Genomic DNA, 25822 nt, shown 5'->3' on the forward strand with positions numbered 1-25822 from the left:
CTGAGCAGAGTGAGGCAAGCAATGACTGAACACGTTCAAGTCGGTGGCCTGCAGGTCGCCAAAGTCCTGTTCGACTTCGTGAACAACGAAGCCATTCCCGGTACCGGCCTCACCGCCGAACAATTCTGGGAAGGTGCCGACAAGGTCATTCACGACCTGGCGCCGAAGAACAAAGCCCTACTCGCCAAACGCGATGACTTCCAGGCGCGCATCGATGCCTGGCATCAGCAGCATGCCGGCCAGGCGCACGATGCCGTGGCCTACAAAGCTTTCCTGCAAGAGATCGGTTATCTGCTGCCGGAAGCGGCTGATTTCCAGGCGACGACGCAAAACGTCGACGATGAAATCGCCCGCACTGCCGGCCCGCAACTGGTCGTGCCGGTGATGAATGCGCGATTCGCGCTCAACGCCTCGAACGCCCGCTGGGGTTCGCTGTACGATGCTCTCTACGGCACCGACGCGATCAGCGAAGACGGCGGTGCGGAAAAAGGCAAAGGCTACAACAAGGTGCGTGGCGACAAAGTCATCGCCTTCGCCCGTGCTTTCCTCGACGAAGCCGCACCACTGGCCGCCGGCTCCCACGTCGAGTCGACCGGCTACAAAATCGCTGACGGCAAACTGGTCGTCACTCTGAAGGGCGGCAGCAACAGCGGCCTGCGCGATGACGCTCAGTTGATCGGCTTCCAAGGCGACGCCAACGCGCCGATCGCGGTGCTGCTCAAGCACAACGGCCTGCACTTCGAAATCCAGATCGACGCCAGCACTCCGGTCGGCCAGACCGACGCCGCCGGCGTCAAAGACATCCTCATGGAAGCGGCGCTGACCACGATCATGGACTGCGAAGACTCCGTGGCCGCCGTTGACGCCGACGACAAAGTGGTGATCTACCGCAACTGGCTCGGCCTGATGAAAGGCGACCTCGCGGAATCCGTGTCCAAGGGCGGCCAGACCTTCACCCGCACCATGAACCCGGATCGCACCTACACCGCGCCAAATGGCGGTGAAGTGACGTTGCACGGTCGTTCGCTGCTGTTCGTGCGTAACGTTGGCCATCTGATGACCATCGACGCGATCCTCGACAGCCAAGGCAACGAAGTGCCGGAAGGCATTCTCGACGGTCTGGTGACTTGCCTGGCCGCAATGCACAACCTCAACGGCAACACCTCGCGACGCAATACCCGCACCGGTTCGGTGTACATCGTCAAACCGAAAATGCACGGCCCGGAAGAAGCGGCGTTCACCAACGAGCTGTTCGGGCGTATCGAAGATGTCCTGCGCTTGCCGCGCAACACCCTGAAAGTCGGGATCATGGACGAGGAGCGCCGCACCACGGTCAACCTCAAGGCCTGCATCAAGGCGGCCAGCGAGCGCGTAGTGTTCATCAACACCGGTTTCCTCGACCGCACCGGCGACGAAATCCACACCTCCATGGAGGCCGGCCCTGTCGTGCGCAAGGCTGACATGAAGGCCGAGAAGTGGATCGGCGCCTACGAGAACTGGAACGTCGACATCGGTCTGAGCACCGGCCTGCAAGGTCGTGCGCAAATCGGCAAAGGCATGTGGGCCATGCCGGACCTGATGGCGGCGATGCTTGAGCAGAAAATCGCCCACCCACTGGCCGGCGCCAACACTGCCTGGGTCCCTTCTCCAACCGCCGCTGCGCTGCACGCGCTGCACTACCACAAGGTTGACGTGTTTGCGCGTCAGGCTGAACTGGCCAAACGTGCGCGCGCCTCGGTGGACGACATCCTGACCATTCCATTGGCAGTGAACCCAAGCTGGACGCCTGAGCAGATCAAGAACGAACTGGACAACAATTCCCAGGGCATTCTTGGCTATGTGGTGCGCTGGATCGACCAGGGTGTCGGCTGCTCGAAAGTGCCGGACATCAACGACGTCGGCTTGATGGAAGACCGTGCGACGTTGCGCATCTCCAGCCAGCACATCGCCAACTGGCTGCGCCACGGTATCGTCAGCCAAGAGCAAGTGATGGAAAGCCTCAAGCGCATGGCGCCGGTGGTTGACCGCCAGAACGCCAACGACCCGCTGTATCGCCCGCTGGCACCGGACTTCGACAGCAACATCGCCTTCCAGGCGGCGGTCGAACTGGTGATCGAAGGCACCAAGCAGCCGAATGGCTACACCGAGCCGGTGCTGCACCGTCGTCGTCGCGAGTTCAAGGCCAAGAATGGTCTGTAATTTGCGCTGACGCTGGAAATGAAAAAGGCCCTGATCGAGAGATCGGGGCCTTTTTTGTTTGTGAGGTGGATTGGATTCTTGTGGTGGGCTTGAGATCCATCCCCCTCACCCCAGCCCTCTCCCCCAAGGGGTAGAGGGGAAAGGGAGCAGATTGGGGAAGCTTCAACTCATGAGTTCGACTCATGAATTTCAGGTCGGTGTACCTCTGACATTCACCGCGGTCAGTCCCCTCTCCCTCCGGGAGAGGGTTAGGGTGAGGGGCTTCTAGGGCTCGATGCCCAATTCGTGTTTCACCAACTCAAGCAACTTGCCCGTATCAATCGGCTTGAGCAGAAAATCCACCACGCTCAAGTGCATCGCTTCGATCGCATCTTTCACGTCGGCATCGCCGGAGACGATGATGATCGGCATCGCTGCCCGTACCGATTCACGCACCTGGCGAATCAGCTCCAGGCCATCGACATTGCCCATGCGCAGGTCGGTAATCACCAGACCGATCGAAGGCTTTTCATCGAGCATTTTCAGCGCGGTTTCACCGCTGGCTGCGGTCATGCAATGAATGCCATCGAGCGCGAGAATCTCCGACAACAGCTCGCGGGCGTCCTTGTCGTCGTCGACGATCAGGACACGCTGCGGCGGCAGATCAGGTTCGAGCATCACTGCGCTGAGCGCTTCCCGCTCGGCGTCGCTCAAAATATCGTGGTCGGACATGGCGCTCTCTAAATGTTCAAACAATCCCTGGCAAGTCGTCAGACATCACCGGACAGCGCTTCAATGTGCACTTCGTCGGAATTTTTTCCAAGTGGCTAGCGCAAGCTTTTCCGAGCTTTTACGTAGGTTATTTCCGAAAATCGGCCAATGGTGGCAAAACCTAGACTTACGTCCAATGGGCACCCTGCCCGCCGGGGCCGACCATGGTCGCAACGATCCGACAACAACAATTCGAAAAAGACTGCGGTAATGGTTATGAGCAAAGCGGACGCCTTCACCCAGGCAGGGAAAACCGCGGTGTTGCAGAACATTCAGGGCACCCTGCAATTCCTCCAGCGCTTCCCGCCCTTCAATCAGATGGAACACGCCCACCTCGCCTATCTGGTGGAGCAATGTCAGCTGCGTTTTTTCGCCCAGGGCGAGAGCATCATCAAACCGGCCGACGGCCCGGTGGAACACTTTCATATCGTCAAACAGGGTCGGGTGGTCGGCGAACGCCAGCACATCACTAAGCCCGGCACCGAGACCACCTTCGAAATCACCACCGGCGAATGCTTTCCGCTGGCCGCGCTGCTCGGTGAACGCGCCACACGCACCGAGCACCTGGCGGGCGAAGACACCTTCTGCCTGCAACTGAACAAACTGGCGTTCATCAAACTGTTCGCCCTGTCCAGCGCCTTCCGCGATTTCGCCTTGCGTGGGGTCAGCAGCCTGCTCGATCAGGTCAACCAGCAAGTGCAACAAAAAGCCGTGGAGACCCTCGGCACCCAATACTCGTTGAACACTCGTCTCGGTGAACTTGCGATGCGCCATCCGGTGACCTGCAGCGCCGAGACGCCGTTGCGTGAAGCGGTGAAGCTGATGCACGAGCAACAGGTCGGCAGCATCGTCGCGGTGGATGAGCACAAGGCGCCGCTGGGGATTTTCACCCTGCGCGATTTGCGCCATGTGGTCGCCGAAGGTGTCGGTGATTTCAGCGACGCCATCGAACAGCACATGACTCGATCACCGTTTTATCTGTCGCCGGATCACAGCGCCTTCGATGCGGCGATCGCCATGACCGAGCGGCACATTGCTCACGTCTGCCTGGTCAAGGATCAGCGCTTGTGCGGCGTGGTGTCCGAGCGTGATCTGTTCTCCCTGCAACGGGTCGATCTGGTCCACCTCGCCCGGACCATCCGCAGCGCGCAACGGGTCGAACAACTGGTGACCCTGCGCGGCGAGATCGGCCAACTGGTCGAGCGCATGCTCGCCCACGGCGCGTCGTCGACGCAGATCACCCACATCATCACCCTGCTCAACGATCACACGGTGTGCCGGGTGATCGAACTCACCCTGGCGGAAAAAGGCGACCCGGGCGTGCCGTTCAGCTGGCTGTGTTTCGGCAGCGAGGGCCGGCGCGAGCAGACGCTGCACACCGACCAGGACAACGGCATCCTGTTCGATGCCCGCGACGCGGCGCACGCAGCAGAGATTCGCGGCAAGCTGCTGCCGATTGCCCAGCAGATCAACCACAGCCTGGCGCAGTGCGGCTTCACCCTGTGCAAGGGCAACATCATGGCCGGCAATCCCGAGCTGTGTCTGTCGCGGGCCGAATGGGCGCGGCGCTTTGCCGCGTTCATCCGCGAAGCCACGCCGGAGAACCTGCTGGGCTCGAGCATTTATTTCGACCTGCGTGTGGTCTGGGGCGATGAGCAAGGCTGTGAGCAATTGCGCCGGGGCATCCTCGATCAAGTCGCTGACAATCGTCTGTTCCAGCGCATGCTCGCCGAAAATGCGCTGCGCAATCGCCCTCCCGTTGGGCGCTTCCGTGAGTTCGTGCTGGCACGCAAGAACGGCGAGAAGGCCACGCTGGATCTGAAAATCCAGGGCCTGACGCCGTTCGTGGACGGCGCCCGCTTGCTGGCGCTGGCCAACGGCATCGACGCCAATAACACCCTCGAACGCTTTCGCCAACTGGTCGATAAAGAGGTCATCGAGCCGCTCGACGGCGCGGCGTACGAAGAGGCCTATCACTTCATTCAACAAACGCGGATGCAGCAGCATCAGCTGCAGACCCGGGAGAACCAGCCGTACTCCAACCGCGTCGATCCCGACAGCCTCAATCATCTCGACCGGCGCATCCTGCGCGAATCCCTGCGCCAGGCGCAGCGCCTGCAAAGCAGCCTGACCTTGCGGTATCAGCTATGAGCCTGTTCTCCTGGCTGCGCCCGGCCAGCCCCGTGGTGTCGGCGGACTTGCAGCAGCGGCTGGCGAAGCTGCCGGCGCTTGCCGAGCTGAACGAATGCAGCCTGCGCGAGCAGCGCTGGGTGGTGCTGGACCTGGAAACCACCGGCCTGAATATGAGCAAGGATCGGGTCCTGTCGATCGGCGCGGTGGTGATCGAGGACGGCGCGATCGATTTCCGTCAGCAGTTCGAACGCACCTTGCAATGCCGCGAATTGAAGCTCAGCCCCAGCGTGCTGATTCATGGCCTCGGCCCTAGTGCAATTGCCGCAGGCAGCGACCCGGCGGAAGCGTTGCTGGAGTTGCTGGAGTTCATCGGCGACAGCCCGGTGCTGGCGTTTCATGCGCCGTTCGATCAGCACATGCTCGGGCGTGCAGTGAAGGAGCACTTGGGGCACAAGCTGCAACATGTGTTTCTGGATGTGGCGGATATCGCGCCGCTGTTATGTCCGCAGGCGCAGATTCGCGAGGCGGGGCTGGATGAGTGGATCGAATGGTTCCGGCTTGAAGTGTTCGAGCGGCATAACGCGAGTGCCGATGCGCTGGCCACGGCGGAGCTGGCATTGATTCTGTTCAGCCGGGCGCGGGCGCAGCAGATTTACAGTCCGTTGCAGTTGCAGCAGCGGTTGAATCAGTGGAAGCGCAGGCAGCAGGCGCCGTCCTTTTAGAATCATTCAGATCAAAAGCCCCTCATCGGAACGCCGCCCGCCCAGACCTCTCCCGGAGGGAGAGGGAGCCGATCGTGGTGTCTGAAGCCTTATATCGACCTGAAAGACCGAGTCGATTGAGGAATCGTGAAAATCGTTCAGGTCGGTGTACCTCCAGAATATCCCCCGATCAGTCCCCTCTCCCCCCGGGAGAGGGCTAGGGTGAGGGGCTGCCCTTGAATCATCACCTGACCAGTGGCCAATTGCTAACCATTCCCACCTCTGCCAGAATCGCGAACTATTCTCGTTAGTTAACATTTCCCAATCGGTGATGTCCGGTGTCGTCAGTGCCCAACCCCCACAGTGAGCTCGTCGGTGCGATGTATCGCGACCATCGCGGTTGGCTGCTGGCGTGGTTGCGGCGCAATGTGGCGTGTCCGCAGCGTGCCGAGGATTTGAGTCAGGACACGTTTGTGCGCCTGCTCAACCGCGACGAACTGCTGACGCCGCGCGAACCTCGGGCGTTTCTGGTGGCGATCGCCAAAGGCCTGTTGTTCGACTACTTCCGCCGCGCTGCGCTGGAACAGGCCTACCTCACCGAACTGATGCTGATCCCCGAAGGCGAACAGCCGTCGGTGGAAGAGCAGCAAATGATCCTCGACGACCTCAAAGCCATCGATCGCCTGCTCGGCAAGCTGTCGACCAAGGCCCGCGCAGCCTTTCTGTATAACCGCCTCGACGGCCTCAGCCACGCCGAAATCGCTGACAAGCTCGGTGTCTCGGTACCGCGCGTGCGGCAGTATCTGGCCCAAGGCCTGCGCCAGTGCTACATCGCCCTGTACGGTGAGCCGACATGACGGCGGCCAGTTCGCGGCCGGTGCCGGCACATGTGCTGGACGCGGCGATCGCCTGGCAATTGACCCTCGATTCGAGCACCGCGCTGGAACGCGAGGAGTTCGCCAAGTGGCACGCGGCCCATGAAGAACACGCCCGCGCCTGGCGTCAGTTGGGCATGCTCGATCAGCGCTTCAGCGTGGCCAAGGGTCCGGCGCGCAATGCGTTGCTGCAATCGCGCGAAGGCATCCGTCGGCGGGTGCGCAAACTCGGCAGCGGGCTGGCCAGTGTAGTGATGGTCGTCGGGCTGGGGCTGTTTGTCAGTGAGCGTTTTCTGCCGCTGGATTACTGGCTCGCCGATCAACGCACCGCCACCGGAGAACAGCGCACCGTGCGCCTGTCCGACGGCACCCTGCTCAATCTCAACACCCACAGCGCAGTCGACGTACGTTTCGATGACAAGCGCCGCTTGATCGTGTTGCAGGAAGGCGAAATCCTCGTCGAAACCGGGCATGGCGATGCGCGGCCGTTTATCGTCGAAACCCGCGAAGGCAGCATGCGTGCGCTGGGCACGCGGTTTCTGGTCAAGCGCGAGGACGACGGCACGCGCCTGAGCGTGTTGCAGTCAGCGGTGGCGGCCCATGCCCAGGCCAACCCGCAAGAACAGATTCTGCGCGAAGGCCAGCAGGTGTTGCTGCGCAGTGACGGGTTGGGCTCGATTGCCGCCCTCGCCCCCGGCGCCGATGCCTGGACGCGCGGCATGCTGGTGGTGGACAACGCACGGCTCGGCGATCTGGTGCGCGAGCTGGGGCGCTATCGTCGCGGGCATCTGGGCGTGGCGCCGGAAGTGGCCGATCTGCGCATTACCGGCAGCTTTCCGTTGCATGACACCGACAAGGCCCTGAGCGCTTTGCTGCCGACCTTGCCGGTGCAGATCGAGCGGCATACGCCGTATTGGGTCACCGTGGCGAAGGCTGATATCAAGCCTGAATAATGCGCCAGCAGGAAAACCGCCTTCGCGAGCAGGCTCGCTCCCACACTGGCATGCGATCACCTGTGGGAGCGAGCCTGCTCGCGAAGGCGCCATCAGCCGCACAACCATTTCCTGCAAAAAGAATTTCCACCCAGCCCTATCACTTTTCCAATCTCGTCCGGCACACAGGCAATTGAGAAATATTTCCATTCAGGAGCCGCCGTATGTCCCGTTCGCCAGACACCTTGTTGCGCCCCAGTCTGCTGGCTTTTGCCATCGCTTTCGGCACGCCGCTGATCAGCAGCCCGTTGCTCGCCGCTGAGCAAGCTTCCAGCGTGCGCGCCTACAACCTGCCGGCGGCGCCGCTGTCGACCACCCTGAACCAGATCGCCAGCCAGGGCGGCCTCGCCCTGTCGCTCAATCCTGCGCTGGCCGCCGGCAAGACCTCAGCGCCGGTCAACGGCCAGTACGACGCCGCCGGCGCCCTGCGCGCGGCCTTGCGCGGCACCGGCCTGCAACTGGAACGGAGCAGCGCCGGCACTTACACCCTAGTGGCCGTGCCGGAAGGCACGCTGGCCCTGCCGGAAACCTCGGTCATCGGCGTGGAAAACTTCGAAAGCGCCTGGGGCCCGGTCGAAGGCTACACCGCGACTCGCACCGCCGCCGGCACCAAGACCGACACCGCCCTGGTCGAAGCACCGCGATCGATTTCGGTGGCGACCCGCCAGCAAATGGACGACCGCAGCGTGCACAGCCTCGATGATGCCGTGCGCTACATGCCGGGCATCACCGCCAGCAGCTACGGCAGCGACACCCGCGCCGACTGGCTGCGCGTGCGTGGTTTCGAACCGACCCAGTTCCTTGATGGCCTGCCGCTGCCCAAAGGCGTGTACGCCAACCCGAAACAGGAAACCTGGAACCTCGACCGCCTCGCCCTACTGCGTGGCCCGGCCTCGTCGGTGTACGGCCAGACCCCGCCGGGCGGTTTGCTCGACATGGTCAGCCGCCGCCCGAGCGCCGAGGCCAGCAGCGAAATCCAGCTGCAATACGGCAGCGACAACCACCGCCAGATCAACTTCGCCAGCACCGGCAAGATCGATGACGCCGGGCAGTTTCTCTATGGCCTCAGCGGCGTGGTGCGCGACAGCGGCACCCAGGTCGACCACGTCGACAACAAGCGCTACAACATCGCGCCGAGCCTGACCTGGAACATCGACGACGACACCAAACTCACTCTGCTGAGCCAGTTCACCCGCGACGACACCGGCATCACCAGCCAGTTTCTGCCCATTCAGGGCACCAAAATCAAATCGCCGCTCGGTGATATTTCCCATCACAAGAATCTCGGCGATCCGGATTGGGAATACTACGACCGCACCTACTACGCGCTGGGTTATGCCTTCGAACATCGGTTGAACAATGTCTGGCAGTTCAAGCAGAACCTGCGCTACACCAAGTCGGACCTGTCGTTCCAGTCGCTGACCCCTGGTTCCTATCCGTTCACCACCGTGGACGCAGAGGGCAACGTCGGCCGCACCAGCACCAGCGTCGACGAAGACATCAGCCAGTTTGCCGTGGACAACAACTTCCAGGCGGACTTCGCCACGGGCGACATCCGCCACACCTTGCTGCTGGGTCTGGATCACCAGCGCAGCAACACCAACTACACCTCGATCTTTGGCGATGGCCTGCAAACCAACGTCATCAACCCGATCTACGGCCAGCCGATCGTACGTCCGGCGCGCTCCACGGCGTTTTACGACTACAACCAGAAGACCTACCAGACCGGTCTCTACGTGCAGGACCAAATGGCTCTCGACCAGTGGCGCCTGACCCTCGGCGGCCGTGAAGACTGGGTGCACACCAGCACTGAATTCTTCAACAAGGGCGATGCGACCAACACCCAGCGTGACAAGAAATTCAGCGGCAACGCGGCGCTCAGCTACGTCTTCGATAACGGCTTCGTGCCGTACCTGTCCTACGCCGAATCCTTCCAGCCGACCACCGGCGCCGATGCCACCTCGACCGGCTCGCTCAAGCCAACCGAAGGCAAGCAGTGGGAACTGGGCATCAAATACCAGCCTCCGGGCAGCAAGACCCTGCTGACCGCCGCCGTGTATGACCTGACCCAGAAGAACGTCGCGGTGAACACCTTCGTCAACAACGTTTCGGTGACCAGCCAGACTGGTGAAGTGAAGGTCAAAGGCCTCGAGCTCGAAGCGGTGTCGGATGTGACCGACAACCTCAAAGTCATCGCCGCCTACACCCTGGCCAAGTCCGAAGTGCAGAAAGGCGTCGACAAGGGCAATCGTCTGCAACTGATGCCCAACCAACAAGCCTCGCTGTGGACCGACTACACCTGGCACGCCGGCGTGCTCGACGGTTTCGGTATCGGTGCCGGCGTGCGCTACACCGGCAACACCTACGGCGACAAGGCCAACACCTGGCTGGGCAAGGCTGACGCCTACACCGTGTTCGACGCCAGCGTGCATTATGATCTGGGCCGTCTGGACAACAGCCTCAAAGGTGCGTCGCTGGCGGTGAACGCGACCAATCTGTTCGACAAGGACTACATTTCCACCTGCGACAGCTTCTACTGCTACTACGGCGACCAGCGCAGTGTCGTCGCCAGCGCCACCTACAAGTGGTAAGCCAGTGAGCTGAAACAGGCCCTGTTCCCAGGCCGTCCGCACCGGGCGGCTTTGGTGTTTTTGAAGGTCATGCAATGAAAAGTAAAACCATCCGCCGCTGGTCGTTCATCCACACCTGGACCAGCCTGATCTGCACGGTGTTTCTGCTGATGCTGGCGCTGACCGGTCTGCCGCTGATTTTCAGCCACGAGATTGATCACGCGCTGGGCAACGCCCCGGAGCTGCGCGAGATGCCGGCCGACACGCCGCAACTCGATCTGCAGCAACTGGTCGATGCCGCGCAGAAACATCGCCCGGGCGAAGTCATGCAGTACTTCGGTTATGACGACGAAGAGCCGAACGCGGCATTCGCGATCATGGCCAGGACGGCCGACACCGAGCCGAACTCTTCGCACACCTTCATGCTCGATGCGCGCACTGGCGAAGCGCTGGAAACCCCTTCGGCCAACGGTGGCTTGATGCTGTTCATCCTGCGCCTGCACGTCGACATGTTCGCCGGGCTGCCGGGCAAGCTGCTGCTGGCGTTCATGGGTCTGTTGTTTGTCGTGGCGATCGTGTCCGGCACGGTGCTGTACCTGCCGTTCATGCGCCGCTTGAAATTCGGTACCGTGCGCCAAGACAAATCGACAAGACTGCGCTGGCTCGACCTGCACAACCTGATCGGCGTCGTCACTTTGACCTGGTGCCTGGTGGTGGGCGTGACCGGAGTGATCAGCGCCTGCGCCGACCTGCTCATCGCTGCCTGGCGCAACGACGCGTTGACCACGCTGATCGCGCCGTATCGCGATGCGCCGCCGCTGACCCAACTGGCGCCGGCTACGCGGCTGCTCGACATCGCCGAGGAAGTCGCACCGGGGATGAAGCCGGATTTCATCGCCTTCCCCGGCACGCGCTTTTCCAGCGAGCACCATTATTCGGTGTTCATGAAGGGCGGCACGCACCTGACCTCGCACCTGCTGACACCAGTGCTGATCGACGCCACGACCTTGCAGGTCACCGCCGTGGCCGAACGTCCGTGGTACATGGACGCCATGGGCATGTCGCAACCGCTGCACTTTGGTGACTATGGCGGCATGCCGATGAAGATTCTCTGGGCGACGCTGGATGTGCTGACGATCATCGTGTTGGCCAGTGGCGTTTATCTTTGGGTAGTGCGGCGCAAGGCGGCCAAGCCTGTTCTGGAAACGGCGGAGGCCTCGGCATGAAGCCGCGTCAGTCGAGTTTCTGGAAGGTTTTCAGTACACCGATCGTGATCGCCCTGCTCAGTGCGGCGGGGCTGTTTGCGGCGTTGCTGGGGGATGGAATCTGGGATGCCTTGAGCTGGGTCGGGCTTGGCGTGCCGGCATTTCTGGCGATGAGAGGTTTTCTGCCGCGAAGCTGAGAATCCCTTGTGGGAGCGAGCCTGCTCGCGAAAGCGCCCGGACATTCAACATCAAAGTCGACTGTCACGACGCCTTCGCGAGCAGGCTCGCTCCCACATGGGTTCTGCGCCGGACTCGAGCAGGCTATGCTGCCCGATCATTGTCCTGATCGAGACCTTGCCCATGTCCGCCCCCAGCATGACCCTGTACCACAACACCCTGTCGCCCTTTGTCCGCAAAGTCATGGTGCTGCTCCACGAAACCGGTCAGCAGGATCGTGTCGCGCTGCAGGACTGTGTGCTCAGCCCGGTCAGCCCGAACCCTGCGCTGATCGCCGACAACCCGTTGAGCAAGATCCCCGCCCTGCGCCTGGCCGACGGCAATGTCATCCATGACAGCCGCGTCATCCTCGAGTACCTCGACCAGCAGAACGTCGGCAATCCGCTGATCCCCCGTGAAGGTGCGGCGCGCTGGCGGCGCCTGACGCTGGCGTCGATGGCTGACGGGATCATGGATGCCTCGGTGATGGTGCGTTATGAAACCGTTCTGCGCCCGGTGGAAAAACACTGGGACGAGTGGCTCGACGCCCAGCGCGACAAGATCCGCCGCGCCCTCGCCGTGCTTGAGAACGAAGCGATTGCCGAGCTGACCAGCCATTTCGATGTTGCGGCGATCAGCGTGGCCTGCGCTTTGGGCTATCTGGATCTGCGCTTCCCGGACATGGACTGGCGTGCAGCCAATCCACAACTGGGCAATTGGTATTTTGAAGTGAGTCAGCGACCGTCCATGGTGGCGACGATGCCCAAGCCTTAGATCTGGGCTGCCTGTTCCGGCCTCTTCGCGAGCAGGCTCGCTCCCACAGTTGACCACATTCCAATGTGGGAGCGAGCTTGCTCGCGAATGCACCAACTCGGTTTCTGAGGTAGTGACGCAATAAGCAGCGTCACCAAAACCTCCGCTTCACGCTGTTCCTCGCGTAACCCAAGCCACCCGCTCATTGCATCGCCTCCACATCAAACTCCAGCGGCCTGGCCGGCTTCAAACCAATCCCGTACCAGTCCAGTTTGCGCGTCAGCACCATGAACACCCCGAGCAGACCGAACAGCATCAGCGAGCCCATCAGCAGCGCGTAATCCTCGGCGCTGAGCAAGCCGTACAGCAAGCCATACAGCGCCGCCAGCCCGGCCGAGAAACTCAAACCATGCCGCGCGCTGCGCAGGACGTGGCTGACATAGAAGCCGATCAGCAACACGCAGCCACTCGCCGACAACAGATACGCCAGCGCAAAACCGATGTGTTCGGACAGCGACAACAGCAGCAGGTAAAAGAACGCCAGCGCAACACCGACCAAGGCATATTGCACCGGGTGCACCGCCAGGCTCTTGAGCACTTCGAAGAGGAAGAAACCGGCGAATGTCAGGACGATGAACAGCAGCGCGTATTTTATCGCCCGGTCGCTCTTCAGGTACTGATCCACCGGATCGATGAAGCTGACGCCGAAGCTGCGCCCGTTGAGTGCATCACAGTCGCCAGCGACGCAGCGCTCCATCGCCTCTTGCAGGTTGGTGGAGAAAAACGAGGTCTGCCAGTCGGCGCTGAAACCCTGATCGTTGATCTCGCGCTTGGCCGGCAGGAAGTTGCCAACGAAGCTGGGGTGCGGCCAGTTGGCGGCGAGGCTGACACTGCTGGTCTTGCCCACCGGCACCACACGCAGCGAGCCGGTGCCTTGCAGGCGCAGGTCGAAACCGAAGGTCAGTTGCGTGGCTTTGCTGGCGTCGAGCGCCGGCAGGGTCACGTGTACACCCTCACCGATCCACGCCACTTCGCTGCCGGGCACAAAGTCCAGTTGCTGGCCGCCGAGCTCGAGTTTCAGCGCGTTTTCGATGCCACGAATATCGCTGATACCCACGGCGAGGAACGGCGCGTCGAATTGGTAATCGGCAAAATTCTCCTTGATGCCCAGATGCGCCGGCAGGGAAAAATGCCCGTCGATACGGTTATCGGCGTGGAACAGTCGCGCCTCGTAAATGCCGCGTTTGCGCAGTTCGGTTTGCACCTGGCCGTCGAGTTCAAAACGCTCCGGCAGAAAGTACAGACGCCCGCGCGCTTCACTGACTTCTTCGTAGCGCTTGTTGGTTTTCTCGTTGGTCTTCCAGGTGCGCACCACCTTGCGATACGGCACCACCATCACCGGTCCGGTCAGCTGCTGGCTGTAACTGGAGCTGCGCGCGATGTCTTCGAGCACACCGTCGCGCAGTTGCTGACGCTCATCGATGATGCCGTCGATCATCAGCAACGGGATCAGCAACAGCAGGATCAGCAAGGCGATCGCGCCGAGTTTGATGGTCAGATTCTTGTTCATGGGACTCTCCCTGTTTGGATGGGGGGAGTCTGGCGATGCGGTGTGGAGGGAATGTGCGGGGAATATGGAGATTGTGTGGAGAATGCATTCCCCTGTGGGAGCGAGCCTGCTCGCGAAGGTCGCGACTCGGTTTCAAGGCAAGCGCAATACCACCTCAACCCCGCCCTCGACATTGCTAATGCGCATCACCCCACCATGCAACTTGACCACTTCTTCAACGAAGTTCAGCCCCAGCCCGGTGCTCTTGCGTCCGCTGTCCGGGCGCGGCAACGAGTAGAAGCGTTCGGTCAGGCGTGGCAAGGCGTAATCGGGAATCGGCGTGGTCTGGTTGAACAGGCGGAACTCGACGTGCTCGCCAACCCGCTCGGCACTAAAGCGCAAAAGGCCCTGCGTCGGGGTGAAATCCAGTGCATTTTCCAGCAGATTTCCCAACGCCTGACGCAGCAGAAACGGCTCGCCAATCAGCAGCAACTCCTCACCGATCGCTTGCTCGACGCGCAGTTGTTTGCCCTCGATCCGCGCGGCCTGCGCCTTGAGCAATTCTGCGACCAACAGCGCCAGCGGCACTGCCACCCTTTCTTCCAGCCCTTGGCGCTGTTCCACCTGCGCCAGGTTAAGCAGGCGCTCGATCAACTGCTGCATTCGTGCGCTTTCGCTGTCGATGTTGCCGACGAAGCGCAGACGCTGGGCCGGCGGCATCTCGCTTTGCAGCAACTCCGCCGCGCCCCGGATCGCCGCCAGCGGACTCTTCAATTCATGGGTCAGGGTGTGCACATAGCGCTCGACGTAGGCCTTGCCTTCGAGCTGCGTGCGCATCTGCTCGACCGCCGTCGCCAGTTGCTCCAGCTCGCCACCACGATAGTGCGGCACTTCCACGCGCCGGCCTTCGCTCACGGCCTGGGCATAACCGGTCAAGCGGTGCAGCGCACGACTCAGCCACCACGACAGCAACGCACCGAACAGCAGACCAAGGCCGATCAGTCCGGCGCCGTAAAACAGCAAACGCCGTTCGGTGCGATCGACGTAGGGTTGCAGCGAACTGTTGGGCTTGGCCACGGTGACCACGCCGATGATCTTGCCGTTGTCACGGATCGGAGCGCCGACGTGCATCACCGAGGAGCTCGGATCGTCAGGATCACTGCGGCTGGAGCGCGCGCCGTACTCGCCGCGCAGGGTCAGGTAGACGTCGTTCCAGCGCGAATAATCCTGGCCGACCGCGACGCCGCTGGAGTCGAGCACGACGATGCCCTTGGCGTCGGTGACGTAGATGCGGTGGTTGACCTGGTTTTTCGGCAAGCCCCAGATGGTCGCTTGCGGCTGCCGCTCGCCATAGGCGCGGAGCAATTGCGGCCAGCGGTTCTCGCTGAGGGTGCCGGCCTTGAAATCGTCGCGCAGGATTTCTGCCATCAGGTTGGCGGTGTCGACCAGCGTCTCTTCGGTGGACTGGCGCACGCCGGGGCGAATTTCTTCCATCACCGTATTGAGGACGAAATAACCGGTCAGGCCGACAAACAGCACGTACACAAGAAAGATCCGCAGCCCCAGCGACATCAGCTGTGCCCCGGGCTGTAGCTGTAACCGAGGCCCCGATGGGTCTGAATCGGCTCGGCCTCGGCGCGCACCAGGCGCAACTTGGCGCGCAGGCTTTTGATGTGACTGTCGATGCTGCGCTCGTAACCGGCGTCGGCCGCTACGCCCAGCGCATCGAGCAATTGCTCGCGGCTGAACACCCGCTCAGGTTGTTCGAGCAGGCATTGCAACAAGCGGAATTCATGGCGGGTCAGGCTCAGCGGCTGGCCGCGATAGCTGATCTGTACGCGTTCGGCATCGATGCGAAACAGCGTTGAGCCTGCTTCCAGGGTTGCGCGCGGCGCCATGCGTTTGAGGATGGCCTTGACCCGCGCCGCCACTTCACGCGGGCTGAACGGCTTGACCACGTAATCGTCGGCACCGATCTCCAGACCCACCACGCGGTCGATCTCGGCGTCGCGGGCGCTGAGAAACAGCACCGGCACTTCCGTGAAGCGCCGCAATTGCTTGCAGGTTTCGAAGCCACTGATGTCCGGCAGACCGATATCGAGAATGATCAGGTCGGCCGGGGTTTGCCGCTGATGCCCCAGCGCCGCCGCGCCAAGGTTCAGCCACGTGGTGCTGAACCCCTCGCCCTGCAAGGCAAAAATCAATGTGTCGGCAATCGCCGCTTCGTCTTCGACAATCAGGATGTGCGGCATGGCGTCCGAGCCCGTGGCAGTTAGTGCGCGAACGGTGCCCCAAGCCCGGGGTTACGTCAATCAGACCACTTAGCAGTCAGGCTTGTCGGCGGTGTAACGCCGCGCCGGATTGACCGCCGCGCCGAACTCCCGCAAGGCCTTGGCGCCGATCAGCAGCGGATAGTTGAAGTGGCTGCGGTCGGTCAGGTTGACCTCGACGGTGCGCTTGACGTTGCCCAGGCACAGTTCCAGATCGACCACCGGGCGCTTGGCGACATCGCTGCTGTCACGCTCTTCATCGTCCTCGTCGGAACGGCTTTTGATCTTGCTGATGCGCGCGACCTTGTGCTCGAAAACCTTGTTGCTGGCGTCCTTGGTGGCGAGGCGGAAACGTACCCAGTCTTCGCCGTCGCGGGTGAAGGTCTCGATGTCCTTGGCCGACAGCGAGGCGGTCAGCGCGCCGGTGTCCATCTTGGCCTTGAGCACTTCGCCACCGATTTCCGGCAGTGCGATGTATTCGTAGCGACCGTACAGCGTCGGCTCGGCGGCCATGACCGGCAGCGCGACAAGGGCAAACAGAGCAAGGAGGGATTTCACGTAAGGGGCTTCCTTGGGAGGTTGGGCAACGGGATTTTAGACCGTCACCTTTGAATTCGTTCGGCTGAATCAAGATCAAAAGATCGCAGCCTTCGGCAGCTCCTACAGGGATCGGTGTAGGAGCTGCCGAAGGCTGCGATCTTTTGATCTTACGGTTTGAAAAGTGAAACATTCGTCAGCACCGATTTGGCCTGCTGCGCGAAGCTGCTTATCATGGCTCGCCCCTGCCACTTCATAGAGTTGCTTATGCGCCGCCTGCTCACCGGCTGTTTCGTCACCCTGCTGCTGTTGCTCAACACCTTGATCCTGATCGGGCCGTTGATGGTGTTTGCCCTGCTCAAACTGGTTGCACCCGGGCGCTGGCGTGACCACGCATCAGGTGCGGTGATGTGGATTGCCGAGACCTGGGCCGAGATCGACAAGCTGATCTTCCAGCTGTGCATCCCGACGCAATGGGACATACGCGGCGGCGACGATCTGCGCCGCGACACGTCCTATCTGGTGGTCAGCAACCATCAATCGTGGGTCGACATTCCGGCGCTGATCCAGACCCTCAACCGGCGCACGCCGTTCTTCAAGTTCTTTCTGAAGAAAGAGCTGATCTGGGTGCCGTTCCTCGGCTTGGCGTGGTGGGCGCTGGATTACCCGTTCATGAAGCGCTACACCAAAGCCTTTCTGGCAAAGAACCCCGAGCTGGCGGGCAAGGATCTCGAAATCACCAAAGCGGCGTGCGAGCTGTTCAAACGGCAGCCGGTGACGGTGGTGAACTATCTGGAGGGCACCCGCTACACCCTGGCGAAAAGCACCCAGCAGGATTCACCGTTCAGCCACTTGCTCAAACCCAAGGCCGGCGGCGTGGCGTTCGTGCTGGCAGCGATGGGTGAACAGCTCGACGCGATGCTTGATGTGACGGTGGTGTATCCGCAGGAAAAAATCCCGGGCTTCTGGGACCTGATCAGCGGCAACGTGCCGCGAGTGATCATCGACATCAGGACCCGCGAACTCGACCCGACGCTGTGGCAGGGCGATTACGAGAAAGATCCGGCCTTTCGCCAACACGTCCAGAACTGGGTCAACCAGCTCTGGACCGAGAAGGATCAACGCATCGTCGAGCTGCGCAACGAGCGCCGCTGACTCAAGTGCCGCTGCCGACACCCCAGATGCTGCCCAGGCTGCTCAACAGCGAACCGCCGACGCCCTGCTGACCGAGGTATTGCAGCAGCACCGGGGCAAACTGGCCGATCATGCCGCTGTCCATGCCCAGCGCGCTGAACGCGTTGTTCAGGTCGTTGCTGTCTTTGACGTTGCCCAGCGCATTTTCCAGGCCAGCGGACTTGCCGGACGAACCGAGCAACGCCCCGAGCGCCGCCAAATTGCCGCTGCCACCGGACAATTTGTCGATGCCCGGCACTTCCTTGGCCAGTTGCGAATAGTCGGTGCTGCTCAACTGATTCTTCGCCAACCCGAGCATCGCGCTGGTGCCGCCAACGGCCTGCTCCGGCGTGACGTCCAGCGCACTCAGAGCACTCAACAAACCAGCGGTTTCCGAGGTCGGCGCCGCAGCGGCCGCCTTGTCACCACCCTGCATCCCCGACACCACGCCGGCCACGTCATTCAGACTGAACCCGGCAAACACCGGCCCGGCGGCTAGGGTCAGGAGCGATGCCAGGGCAAAACCGCGTGAAATCTTCATTCAGACATCCTCTTGGAGAAAGCTGCCACCGGACAACGGCGACGAAACTGCCGGTTTGACCGGGGATCCGGTGGCATGTTCCGGTCATTCCAAATTGATATTCAGGCTATTCCAAAACGTTTCTAAAAACTGTCAAACCTAACAGTTATCAGCTCTATTCGAGTTGTTTAGATTTGAATTCGAGACAAGTTTGCCGCGGATCATTCTGAGGGAGGTGCTGCGATGGAGAAGCGATTGTCAGACCGCGACGACTCGATCATCGCGCCGGTGAAGAGACCGTCCAAGGGCGCTGCAAAGGAAGTGATTGCGCAACCCTCAGCAATCATCTTTTGCGTTGATCCGAACGATCCCATCATTGGAGAAATCAAGGCCGGACGAAGGGTCAGTTATGAAGTGATAAAAAGCGATACAGGGCAGCAATACGCAATCAATGTTCGACTGGTTCGCGACAGAAGGAACAGATAAATCCTGGTCGTGATCCTTGGTTTTGAAAAGCAAACAGGAAGCATGGATATGTCAAACAGAACAAGCGGTACCGTAAAGTGGTTTAACGACGATAAAGGCTTTGGATTTATTACCCCTGCTGATGGCGGTGCTGACCTCTTCGTCCATTTCAAGGCAATTGAATCCGATGGATTCAAATCGCTCAAAGAAGGACAGTCAGTTTCATTCGTGGCCGAGAAGGGACAGAAAGGCTTGCAAGCAGCTCAAGTCCGCGTTGAATGAACCATAACCAAAAAAAATCGGCGACCCTGAGGTCGCCGTTTTGCGTTGCGCTAACACTTACGCCGCACTGAACAACTTGTGCGGATCAATCACAAACTTCTTCGGCACGCCGGCGTCGAACTCGCCGTAACCTTCCGGCGCCTGATCGAGGCTGATCACTTGCACGCCGACCACTTCAGCGATGTTGATGCGATCCCACATGATCGCCTGCATCAACTGGCGGTTGTACTTCATGACTGGAGTCTGGCCGGTGTGGAAGCTGTGGGATTTGGCCCAGCCCAGGCCGAAGCGGATGCTCAGGCTGCCCATTTTTGCGGCGGCGTCGACGGCACCTGGATCTTCGGTGACGTACAGGCCAGGGATACCGATCTTGCCGGCAACGCGCACTACACCCATCAGTGAGTTGAGCACCGTGGCCGGGGCTTCGGCCTTGACGCCGTCGTGGCCGTGGCCGCGTGCTTCGAAGCCAACGCAGTCCACTGCGCAGTCCACTTCCGGCTCGCCCAGCAGTGCAGCGATCTGTTCGTGCAGCGGGGTGTCCTTGGACAGGTCGACGACCTCAAAACCCTGGGCCTTGGCGTGGGCCAGGCGGATGGTATTGACGTCGCCGACAATCACCACCGCAGCACCAAGCAAACGTGCGGAAGCGGCAGCGGCCAGACCGACCGGACCGGCGCCGGCGATGTACACGGAGCTGCCCGGGCCAACGCCGGCAGTGACGGCGCCGTGGTAACCGGTCGGGAGGATGTCGGAGAGGCAGGTCAGGTCGCGGATTTTCTCCATGGCCTTGTCGCGATCCGGCAGTTTCAGCAGGTTGAAGTCGGCGTACGGCACCAGCACGTATTCAGCCTGGCCACCGGTCCAGTCGCCCATGTCGACGTAACCGTATGCGCCGCCGGCACGGGCCGGGTTGACGGTCAGGCAGACGCCGGTGTGTTGCTCCTTGCAGGAACGGCAGCGCCCGCAAGCTACGTTGAACGGAACAGAGACCAGATCGCCGATCTTCAGGTTTTCGACGTCGGAGCCCTTTTCGATCACCTCGCCGGTGATTTCGTGACCCAGCACCAGACCGGTCTGCGCCGTGGTCCGACCGCGCACCATGTGCTGGTCGGAGCCGCAGATGTTGGTGGAAACCACTTTGAGAATGACCCCGTGCTCGATCTTGCGACCGCGCGGGTCTTGCATTTTCGGATAGTCGATTTTCTGTACTTCGACCTTGCCAGCGCCGAGATACACCACACCACGATTGCCAGACATGCTTTCACCTCGCTGTTGTTTTTATGGAACCGCGTTGCCCGGGTTGGGCAGCGCGTTGAGTGCTCGGGTATTGCTTGTTGGTCTTGCGTTGTTTGTTATGGCCCCTTCGCGAGCAGGCTCGCTCCCACATTGGAATGCATACCCCTGTGGGAGCGAGCCTGCTCGCGAAAGCGATCTAGAGAACGACGGTTCTGTTAGCGTTCAAGAACACCCGTCTTTCGATGTGATACCCAACCGCCCGCGCCAGCGTCAGGCCTTCGATATCGCGCCCCTTGGCAATCAGGTCCTCGGGATAATGACTGTGATCCACCGCCTCGACGCCCTGGGCGATGATCGGCCCTTCATCGAGATCGTTGTTGATGTAATGCGCCGTCGCGCCCACCAGTTTCACGCCCTTGTTGTAGGCCTGGTGATACGGCTTGGCGCCCTTGAAGCCCGGCAGCAGCGAGTGATGAATGTTGATCGCCTTGCCATCGAGCTTGCGGCACAGCTCCGGCGATAGCACCTGCATGTAGCGGGCGAGGATCACCAGTTCGGCACCGGCCTCTTCGATCACCTGCCAGACCTGACGCTCCTGCGCCGGTTTGTCATTGGGGTCGAGAGGGAAATGGTAGTAGGGAATCTGGTGCCAGTCGGCCAACGGCTTGAGATCCGGATGGTTGGACACCACCGCGGCCACGTCCATAGACAACTGGCCGATGCGCTGGCGATAGAGCAAGTCGTTGAGGCAGTGATCGGCTTTGGACACCATGATCACCACTTTCGGCCGGTAGTTCGGCGCGGTCAGCTCGAAGAGCATGCCGAACGCCGCTCCGCGCTCGGCCAAACCTGCGCGGAAAGATTGCTCATCGAAACCATCAGGCTGACGGAATTCCACGCGGATGAAGAAGCGCCCCGAGAGGCGGTCATCGAACGAGTGGTGCTCGGTGACATAACAGCCCTGCTCGAACAGAAAACGCGTGACCGCGTCCACCGTGCCGAGGACGCTGGGGCAGTCGGCGGTCAGAATCCATGTGTCTGGGGCGCGGCTCATGGTGCGGTGACTCCTGTTCTTGTGCGGGGTGTCAGGGGATTTTTTTCCCTCACCCTAGCCCTCTCCCGGAGGTAGAGGGGACTGACCGAGGTGTTCTTTCGAGCTACGCCGACCTGAAATAGCGCGGCGAACTCAGGCTCGAAAAACACACAAATCTGCTCCCTTTCCCCCCTCTCCCCCCTGGGGGAGAGGGCTGGGGTGAGGGGGTAGCTCTTGATCTTTTTCAGGCCTGAACGCTCAACCCGTACTCAGCCGAAGCATCCTGCAACCACAACCACCAGTAATCCGAGAAGCTGCGCCGGATCAGCAGTTCCCAGGTGTCTTCGGCGGTATGGCGAATCATCAGCTGCGACTTGGCGAACACCGTGCCCACCGCTTTACCGACCGGAAAGTTGTTCGGGTGCACGTCATAGCTGGTGGACTTCATCAGCACCTGACGCACGTTCGGCCCGCTCAGTTCGAGAATCTGCTGGCCGCCGCTGACGTTGACGATGGCGATGTGCAGATCGCCCAGCGCTTCACGCAGTTTCTGCTCGGCGGCGAATTCTTCGCCGCTTGGCACGATCAGCAGCCACTCGTCCGGGCCCATCCATTGCAGGCTGGTTTCGCCTTTGACGATCACGCTCAGCGCGCCGGGCAATTCAATGCCCAACGCTTTGTGCACACCGGCCGCGAAGGCTGCATCGTGGCCATCGCCACGAATGGTCAGGTGGCCGAGGAGTTTCTTTTCCCGCACGATCACGCCGGCGTTCTTGCGGCCCTTGCCGACCAGGCTGGCGAGGTCGGCATGGTGCAGCGACGACTCGGCACGGGCGCCGGTGGTCGGGCGTTGCTGGTAAACATTGGCTGTGGTCATAAAGCACCTTCTGAATTCTGTTGGTTCCTGTGGTTGCTGTGCCGCCGCCTTCGCGAGCAGGCTCGCTCCCACAGGGGAACGCGATCGAATGTGGGAGCGAGCCTGCTCGCGAATAGCCGCCCGCCCACCGCTCCCGAGGTTGTCAGATGTTCTGGCGATCACCCTTCGGATCGAAGAACACCGAAGACACGATCTCCGCTTCGATCACGCTGCCATCGGCCAGCGGTGCGAACACCCGCTCGCCCATGCGCTTGAGACCGCCCTTGACCACACCCATGGCAAACGAATAACCGAGGGAGTTGTGCGCGTAGCTGGAGGTCACGTGGCCGACCATGGTCATCGGGATCGCCTGCTTGGTGTTGAACACCAGCTGCGCACCTTCCGGCAGCCATTTGGTCGGATCGATCGGCTTGAGGCCCACCAGTTGTTTGCGCTGGTCCTTCACGCAATCTTCGCGGTTCATGCCGCGCTGGCCGATCCACGAGAACGGTTTGGTGCGACCGACACACCAGCCCATGTTCAGGTCATCCGGGGTCATCGAGCCGTCGGTGTCCTGGCCGACGATGATGAAGCCCTTCTCGGCCCGCAGCACGTGCATGGTTTCGGTGCCGTACGGCGTCAGGTTGTACTGCTTGCCGGCCTCGACGATTTTCTCCAGCACGCCCATCGCATAATCGGCCTGCACGTTGACTTCGTACGACAGCTCACCGGTGAACGAGATACGGAACACCCGCGCCGGCACATCGCCGACCAGACCTTCTTTCCAGGTCATGAACGGGAACGCTTCGTTGCTCAGATCGATGTCAGTCACGGCGCTGAGCAGCTTGCGGCTGTTCGGCCCGGACAGGGTCATGGTCGCCCAGTGGTCGGTGACCGACGTGAAGTACACCTTCAGTTCCGGCCATTCGGTCTGGTGGTACAGCTCCAGCCATTGCAGTACGCGCGCGGCGCCGCCGGTGGTGGTGGTCATGACGAAATGGTTGTCGGCCAGACACGCGGTCACCCCGTCGTCGAAGACCATGCCGTCTTCCTTGCACATCAGACCGTAGCGCGCTTTGCCCACGTCGAGCTTGGTCCAGGCGTTGGTGTACACGCGGTTGAGGAACTCGCGGGCATCCGGGCCTTGGATGTCGATCTTGCCGAGGGTCGAGGCATCGAGCAGGCCAACGCTGTCGCGCACGGCTTTGCATTCGCGCTTCACCGCTGCATGCAGATCTTCGCCGTTTTTCGGGAAGTACCAAGGACGTTTCCACTGGCCGACGTCTTCAAACTCGGCGCCGTTCTTCACATGCCAGGCATGCAGCGCGGTGTAGCGCACCGGTTCGAAGATGTGCCCGCAATGCCGACCGGCCACGGCGCCGAAGGTCACCGGCGTGTAGTTCGGACGGAACATGGTGGTGCCCATCTGCGGGATGGTCACGTTCAGCGAACGGGCGGCAATGGCCAGACCGTTGACGTTGCCGAGCTTGCCCTGATCGGTGCCGAAGCCCAGCGCGGTGTAGCGTTTGACGTGCTCGACCGACTCGAAACCTTCACGGGTCGCCAATTCGATGCCACCGGCGGTGACATCGTTCTGGAAGTCGACGAATTGCTTCGGTGCACGCGCCGAGTTCTTCTCGTGCGGCACCTGGAACAGCGCCAGGGTCGGCTCTTCGAGACGGCTCAGGGCTTTCGGCAACACGCCTTCGACGGTCTGGAAACCGGCTTCGGCGGCAGCGCGCACGCCACCTTCGAAACCGTCGGCCAGCGAATCGCCGAGCGCGTAGACGCCATTGATGCCACCGACGCACACACGTTTCTGCGGCGCTTCGCCCGGTACGAAACCGAGAATGTCTTCACGCCAGACCGGTTTGCCGCCCAAGTGCGACGCCAAGTGAACCACTGGGCTGTAGCCGCCGGAACTGGCAACCAGGTCGCAGTCGAGCCACTCGCCTGGGCTAGTCACAGCGTGTGCTTTGACGTCAATCGCAGCGACGCGGGCAGCGCTGACACGCTTGCTGCCACGCACTTCAATGACCGCGCTGCCGGTGAGGATGCGAATGCCTTTGGCGCGCGCTTCTTCGACCAATGCACCGCGCGGATTGCTGCGGGCGTCAGCGATGGCGACGACTTGCAGACTGGCATCGAGCCAATCCAGAGCGACGCGATAGGCGTGATCATTGTTGGTCGACAGCACCAGTTTTTTGCCTGGCGCTACGCCATAACGACGCACGTAAGTCGACACCGCGCCAGCGAGCATGTTGCCCGGCACGTCGTTGTTGCCGTACACCAGCGGACGCTCGTGGGCGCCGGTCGCCAGCACCACACGCTTGGCGCGGACACGGTGGATGCGCTGCCGCACCTGACCGATCGGCGCGCGGTCACCGAGGTGATCGGTGAGGCGTTCGTGAATGGTCAGGAAGTTGTGGTCGTGGTAACCATTGACCGTGGCGCGCGGCAACAACAGCACGTCCGGGGTGTTCTTCAATTCAGCGATGACACTGGCGACCCATTCCATCGCCGGTTTGCCGTCGAGGCTTTCGCGCGAGTCGAGCAGGCTGCCGCCGAACTCTTCCTGCTCATCGGCCAGAATCACGCGGGCACCGCTGCGCGCAGCGGCCAGGGCAGCGGTGAGACCGGCCGGGCCGGCGCCGACGATCAGCACGTCGCAGTGCTGGTTCATGTAGTCGTAGGTGTCCGGATCGTTCTCGGTCGGCGAACGGCCGAGGCCGGCAGCCTTGCGGATGTACTTCTCGTAAGTCATCCAGAACGATTGCGGGTACATGAAGGTTTTGTAGTAGAAACCCGGCGGCATCAGCTTGCCGCCGACCTTGCCGAGAATGCCCATCATGTCGTTGTTGACGCTCGGCCAGCCGTTGGTGCTGGTGGCGACCAGGCCCTGATACAACGCCTGTTGCGTGGCGCGCACGTTGGGAATCTGCGTGGCTTCGGTGGCACCGATCTGCAACACCGCGTTCGGCTCTTCGGAACCGGCGGCGAAGATGCCGCGAGGGCGCGAATACTTGAAGCTGCGGCCGATGATGTCGACGCCGTTGGCAATCAGTGCAGCGGCCAGCGAGTCGCCTTCGTAGCCTTTGTAGGTCTGGCCGTTGAAGGTGAAGCTCAGGACTTTGTTGCGGTCGATCCGTCCACCGTTGGACAGGCGATTGGTCTGGCTCATACCTTCTCTCCCAGCGCCGTCGTGGCTGTTTTCGCAGTGCCAGCCTTGTCGGTGAATTGCGGCTTCTCGCCGATCTTGTAGCTCTCGAGAATCTCGTAGGTCACGGTATCGCGAGTGACGTTGAAGTACTGGCGGCAACCGGCAACGTGGTCCCACAGCTCGTGATGCAGACCGCGCGGGTTATCGCGGAAGAACATGTAGTCGCCCCACTCTTCATCGGTGCAGGCGTTCGGATCCAGCGGACGCGGGATGTGCGCCTGACCGGATGCGTGGAATTCCTCTTCAGAGCGCAGTTCGCCGCAGTGAGGACAGAAGATATGCAACAT

Annotated in this window: 23 protein-coding genes; 12 read left to right on the forward strand and 11 right to left on the reverse strand. The window is 61.4% G+C overall.

Annotated elements, in window-relative coordinates; all coding sequences use genetic code 11:
* The first annotated feature begins 21 nt into the window (after positions 1-21).
* Positions 22-2199, forward strand: a complete 2178-nt coding sequence (locus PspCFBP13508_RS08920) for a malate synthase G (RefSeq protein WP_137214244.1) — start codon at positions 22-24, stop codon at positions 2197-2199.
* Positions 2200-2463: 264 nt separating this feature from the next.
* Here PspCFBP13508_RS08920 and PspCFBP13508_RS08925 read toward each other — a convergent pair whose 3' ends face one another.
* Positions 2464-2910: a response regulator gene (locus PspCFBP13508_RS08925; RefSeq protein WP_137214245.1), complete on the reverse strand. Its 447-nt coding sequence runs from the start codon at positions 2908-2910 to the stop codon at positions 2464-2466.
* Between the two features lie 255 nt (positions 2911-3165).
* Between PspCFBP13508_RS08925 and PspCFBP13508_RS08930 the strand changes: the two genes are divergently transcribed.
* From PspCFBP13508_RS08930 to PspCFBP13508_RS08970, 8 genes are all read left to right on the forward strand, one after another.
* The gene (locus tag PspCFBP13508_RS08930) at positions 3166-5100 is read left to right on the forward strand and encodes a putative nucleotidyltransferase substrate binding domain-containing protein (RefSeq protein ID WP_343287064.1); all 1935 of its coding nucleotides are present in this window, start codon (positions 3166-3168) and stop codon (positions 5098-5100) included.
* Positions 5097-5804 (forward strand): 3'-5' exonuclease, encoded by a 708-nt coding sequence (locus tag PspCFBP13508_RS08935; protein ID WP_137214246.1) that lies wholly within the window; start codon positions 5097-5099, stop codon positions 5802-5804. Before PspCFBP13508_RS08930 ends, PspCFBP13508_RS08935 begins: the two co-directional genes overlap by 4 nt.
* 359 nt (positions 5805-6163) lie before the next feature.
* Entirely contained in the window at positions 6164-6640 is a 477-nt protein-coding gene (locus PspCFBP13508_RS08940; protein WP_241669510.1) for an RNA polymerase sigma factor, read from the forward strand.
* The gene (locus PspCFBP13508_RS08945; protein ID WP_137214248.1) at positions 6637-7611 is read left to right on the forward strand and encodes a FecR family protein; all 975 of its coding nucleotides are present in this window, start codon (positions 6637-6639) and stop codon (positions 7609-7611) included. The genes PspCFBP13508_RS08940 and PspCFBP13508_RS08945 overlap by 4 nt, the downstream gene beginning before the upstream one ends.
* A 203-nt stretch (positions 7612-7814) precedes the next feature.
* Entirely contained in the window at positions 7815-10241 is a 2427-nt protein-coding gene (locus PspCFBP13508_RS08950; protein ID WP_137214249.1) for a TonB-dependent siderophore receptor, read from the forward strand.
* A 74-nt stretch (positions 10242-10315) separates the two neighbouring features.
* Positions 10316-11446 (forward strand): PepSY-associated TM helix domain-containing protein, encoded by a 1131-nt coding sequence (locus tag PspCFBP13508_RS08955; RefSeq protein ID WP_122692409.1) that lies wholly within the window; start codon positions 10316-10318, stop codon positions 11444-11446.
* Positions 11443-11622 (forward strand): hypothetical protein, encoded by a 180-nt coding sequence (locus PspCFBP13508_RS08960; protein ID WP_110646298.1) that lies wholly within the window; start codon positions 11443-11445, stop codon positions 11620-11622. Before PspCFBP13508_RS08955 ends, PspCFBP13508_RS08960 begins: the two co-directional genes overlap by 4 nt.
* Positions 11623-11785: 163 nt before the next feature.
* Positions 11786-12415, forward strand: a complete 630-nt coding sequence (locus PspCFBP13508_RS08970) for a glutathione S-transferase (protein ID WP_137214250.1) — start codon at positions 11786-11788, stop codon at positions 12413-12415.
* Positions 12416-12596: 181 nt separating this feature from the next.
* Here PspCFBP13508_RS08970 and creD read toward each other — a convergent pair whose 3' ends face one another.
* The 4 genes from creD to PspCFBP13508_RS08995 all read right to left on the reverse strand — a co-directional run bounded on the left by creD (position 12597) and on the right by PspCFBP13508_RS08995 (position 16771).
* Positions 12597-13964 (reverse strand): cell envelope integrity protein CreD, encoded by a 1368-nt coding sequence (creD, locus tag PspCFBP13508_RS08980; RefSeq protein WP_137214251.1) that lies wholly within the window; start codon positions 13962-13964, stop codon positions 12597-12599.
* A 132-nt stretch (positions 13965-14096) separates the two neighbouring features.
* Complete coding sequence (gene creC / locus PspCFBP13508_RS08985) at positions 14097-15515, reverse strand: two-component system sensor histidine kinase CreC (protein ID WP_137214252.1); 1419 nt, start codon at positions 15513-15515, stop codon at positions 14097-14099.
* The gene (gene creB, locus PspCFBP13508_RS08990; protein ID WP_137214253.1) at positions 15515-16195 is read right to left on the reverse strand and encodes a two-component system response regulator CreB; all 681 of its coding nucleotides are present in this window, start codon (positions 16193-16195) and stop codon (positions 15515-15517) included. Before creB ends, creC begins: the two co-directional genes overlap by 1 nt.
* 69 nt (positions 16196-16264) lie before the next feature.
* Complete coding sequence (locus PspCFBP13508_RS08995; RefSeq protein WP_016772839.1) at positions 16265-16771, reverse strand: ATP-dependent zinc protease; 507 nt, start codon at positions 16769-16771, stop codon at positions 16265-16267.
* A gap of 246 nt (positions 16772-17017) precedes the next feature.
* Here PspCFBP13508_RS08995 and PspCFBP13508_RS09000 point away from each other — a divergent pair, with 246 nt between their 5' ends.
* Positions 17018-17905: an acyltransferase gene (locus PspCFBP13508_RS09000; protein WP_130909677.1), complete on the forward strand. Its 888-nt coding sequence runs from the start codon at positions 17018-17020 to the stop codon at positions 17903-17905.
* Between the two features lies 1 nt (position 17906).
* Here the strand turns inward: PspCFBP13508_RS09000 and PspCFBP13508_RS09005 are convergent, their stop codons facing one another.
* Positions 17907-18464, reverse strand: a complete 558-nt coding sequence (locus PspCFBP13508_RS09005) for a DUF2780 domain-containing protein (protein ID WP_130909676.1) — start codon at positions 18462-18464, stop codon at positions 17907-17909.
* Between the two features lie 222 nt (positions 18465-18686).
* On the opposite strand from PspCFBP13508_RS09005, the gene PspCFBP13508_RS09010 reads away from it, so the two are divergent.
* Entirely contained in the window at positions 18687-18929 is a 243-nt protein-coding gene (locus tag PspCFBP13508_RS09010) for a hypothetical protein (protein WP_241662833.1), read from the forward strand.
* A 48-nt stretch (positions 18930-18977) separates the two neighbouring features.
* Complete coding sequence (locus PspCFBP13508_RS09015) at positions 18978-19190, forward strand: cold-shock protein (protein ID WP_130909680.1); 213 nt, start codon at positions 18978-18980, stop codon at positions 19188-19190.
* A 57-nt stretch (positions 19191-19247) separates the two neighbouring features.
* On the opposite strand, the gene fdhA is transcribed toward PspCFBP13508_RS09015, so the two are convergent.
* The 5 genes from fdhA to PspCFBP13508_RS09040 all read right to left on the reverse strand — a co-directional run bounded on the left by fdhA (position 19248) and on the right by PspCFBP13508_RS09040 (position 25822).
* Positions 19248-20447, reverse strand: coding sequence for a formaldehyde dehydrogenase, glutathione-independent (gene fdhA, locus PspCFBP13508_RS09020; RefSeq protein WP_016772834.1), 1200 nt, complete (start codon positions 20445-20447; stop codon positions 19248-19250).
* Between the two features lie 175 nt (positions 20448-20622).
* On the reverse strand, positions 20623-21480 hold the full coding sequence (purU, locus tag PspCFBP13508_RS09025) for a formyltetrahydrofolate deformylase (RefSeq protein ID WP_137214254.1): 858 nt from the start codon (positions 21478-21480) through the stop codon (positions 20623-20625).
* A 223-nt stretch (positions 21481-21703) separates the two neighbouring features.
* Entirely contained in the window at positions 21704-22336 is a 633-nt protein-coding gene (gene soxG / locus PspCFBP13508_RS09030) for a sarcosine oxidase subunit gamma family protein (RefSeq protein WP_016772832.1), read from the reverse strand.
* Between the two features lie 142 nt (positions 22337-22478).
* A complete protein-coding gene (locus tag PspCFBP13508_RS09035; protein ID WP_137214255.1) occupies positions 22479-25496 on the reverse strand; it encodes a sarcosine oxidase subunit alpha in 3018 nt (1005 codons plus the stop codon).
* Positions 25493-25822 (reverse strand): sarcosine oxidase subunit delta, encoded by a 330-nt coding sequence (locus PspCFBP13508_RS09040; protein WP_016772830.1) that lies wholly within the window; start codon positions 25820-25822, stop codon positions 25493-25495. Before PspCFBP13508_RS09040 ends, PspCFBP13508_RS09035 begins: the two co-directional genes overlap by 4 nt.

It is taken from the genome of Pseudomonas sp. CFBP13508, from assembly GCF_005233515.1.
Classification (GTDB): Bacteria; Pseudomonadota; Gammaproteobacteria; order Pseudomonadales; family Pseudomonadaceae; genus Aquipseudomonas; species Aquipseudomonas mercuritolerans.

Excerpts from the sequence above, each read along its gene's own strand:
- PspCFBP13508_RS08920 (WP_137214244.1), top strand. The coding sequence starts at position 22 with ATGACTGAACACGTTCAAGTCGGTGGCCTGCAGGTCGCCAAAGTCCTG.
- PspCFBP13508_RS08925 (WP_137214245.1), bottom strand. The coding sequence starts at position 2,910 with ATGTCCGACCACGATATTTTGAGCGACGCCGAGCGGGAAGCGCTCAGC.
- PspCFBP13508_RS08930 (WP_343287064.1), top strand. The coding sequence starts at position 3,166 with ATGAGCAAAGCGGACGCCTTCACCCAGGCAGGGAAAACCGCGGTGTTG.
- PspCFBP13508_RS08935 (WP_137214246.1), top strand. The coding sequence starts at position 5,097 with ATGAGCCTGTTCTCCTGGCTGCGCCCGGCCAGCCCCGTGGTGTCGGCG.
- PspCFBP13508_RS08940 (WP_241669510.1), top strand. The coding sequence starts at position 6,164 with ATGTATCGCGACCATCGCGGTTGGCTGCTGGCGTGGTTGCGGCGCAAT.
- PspCFBP13508_RS08945 (WP_137214248.1), top strand. The coding sequence starts at position 6,637 with ATGACGGCGGCCAGTTCGCGGCCGGTGCCGGCACATGTGCTGGACGCG.
- PspCFBP13508_RS08950 (WP_137214249.1), top strand. The coding sequence starts at position 7,815 with ATGTCCCGTTCGCCAGACACCTTGTTGCGCCCCAGTCTGCTGGCTTTT.
- PspCFBP13508_RS08955 (WP_122692409.1), top strand. The coding sequence starts at position 10,316 with ATGAAAAGTAAAACCATCCGCCGCTGGTCGTTCATCCACACCTGGACC.
- PspCFBP13508_RS08960 (WP_110646298.1), top strand. The coding sequence starts at position 11,443 with ATGAAGCCGCGTCAGTCGAGTTTCTGGAAGGTTTTCAGTACACCGATC.
- PspCFBP13508_RS08970 (WP_137214250.1), top strand. The coding sequence starts at position 11,786 with ATGTCCGCCCCCAGCATGACCCTGTACCACAACACCCTGTCGCCCTTT.
- creD (WP_137214251.1), bottom strand. The coding sequence starts at position 13,964 with ATGAACAAGAATCTGACCATCAAACTCGGCGCGATCGCCTTGCTGATC.
- creC (WP_137214252.1), bottom strand. The coding sequence starts at position 15,515 with ATGTCGCTGGGGCTGCGGATCTTTCTTGTGTACGTGCTGTTTGTCGGC.
- creB (WP_137214253.1), bottom strand. The coding sequence starts at position 16,195 with ATGCCGCACATCCTGATTGTCGAAGACGAAGCGGCGATTGCCGACACA.
- PspCFBP13508_RS09000 (WP_130909677.1), top strand. The coding sequence starts at position 17,018 with ATGCGCCGCCTGCTCACCGGCTGTTTCGTCACCCTGCTGCTGTTGCTC.
- PspCFBP13508_RS09005 (WP_130909676.1), bottom strand. The coding sequence starts at position 18,464 with ATGAAGATTTCACGCGGTTTTGCCCTGGCATCGCTCCTGACCCTAGCC.
- PspCFBP13508_RS09010 (WP_241662833.1), top strand. The coding sequence starts at position 18,687 with ATGGAGAAGCGATTGTCAGACCGCGACGACTCGATCATCGCGCCGGTG.
- PspCFBP13508_RS09015 (WP_130909680.1), top strand. The coding sequence starts at position 18,978 with ATGTCAAACAGAACAAGCGGTACCGTAAAGTGGTTTAACGACGATAAA.
- fdhA (WP_016772834.1), bottom strand. The coding sequence starts at position 20,447 with ATGTCTGGCAATCGTGGTGTGGTGTATCTCGGCGCTGGCAAGGTCGAA.
- purU (WP_137214254.1), bottom strand. The coding sequence starts at position 21,480 with ATGAGCCGCGCCCCAGACACATGGATTCTGACCGCCGACTGCCCCAGC.
- soxG (WP_016772832.1), bottom strand. The coding sequence starts at position 22,336 with ATGACCACAGCCAATGTTTACCAGCAACGCCCGACCACCGGCGCCCGT.
- PspCFBP13508_RS09035 (WP_137214255.1), bottom strand. The coding sequence starts at position 25,496 with ATGAGCCAGACCAATCGCCTGTCCAACGGTGGACGGATCGACCGCAAC.
- PspCFBP13508_RS09040 (WP_016772830.1), bottom strand. The coding sequence starts at position 25,822 with ATGTTGCATATCTTCTGTCCTCACTGCGGCGAACTGCGCTCTGAAGAG.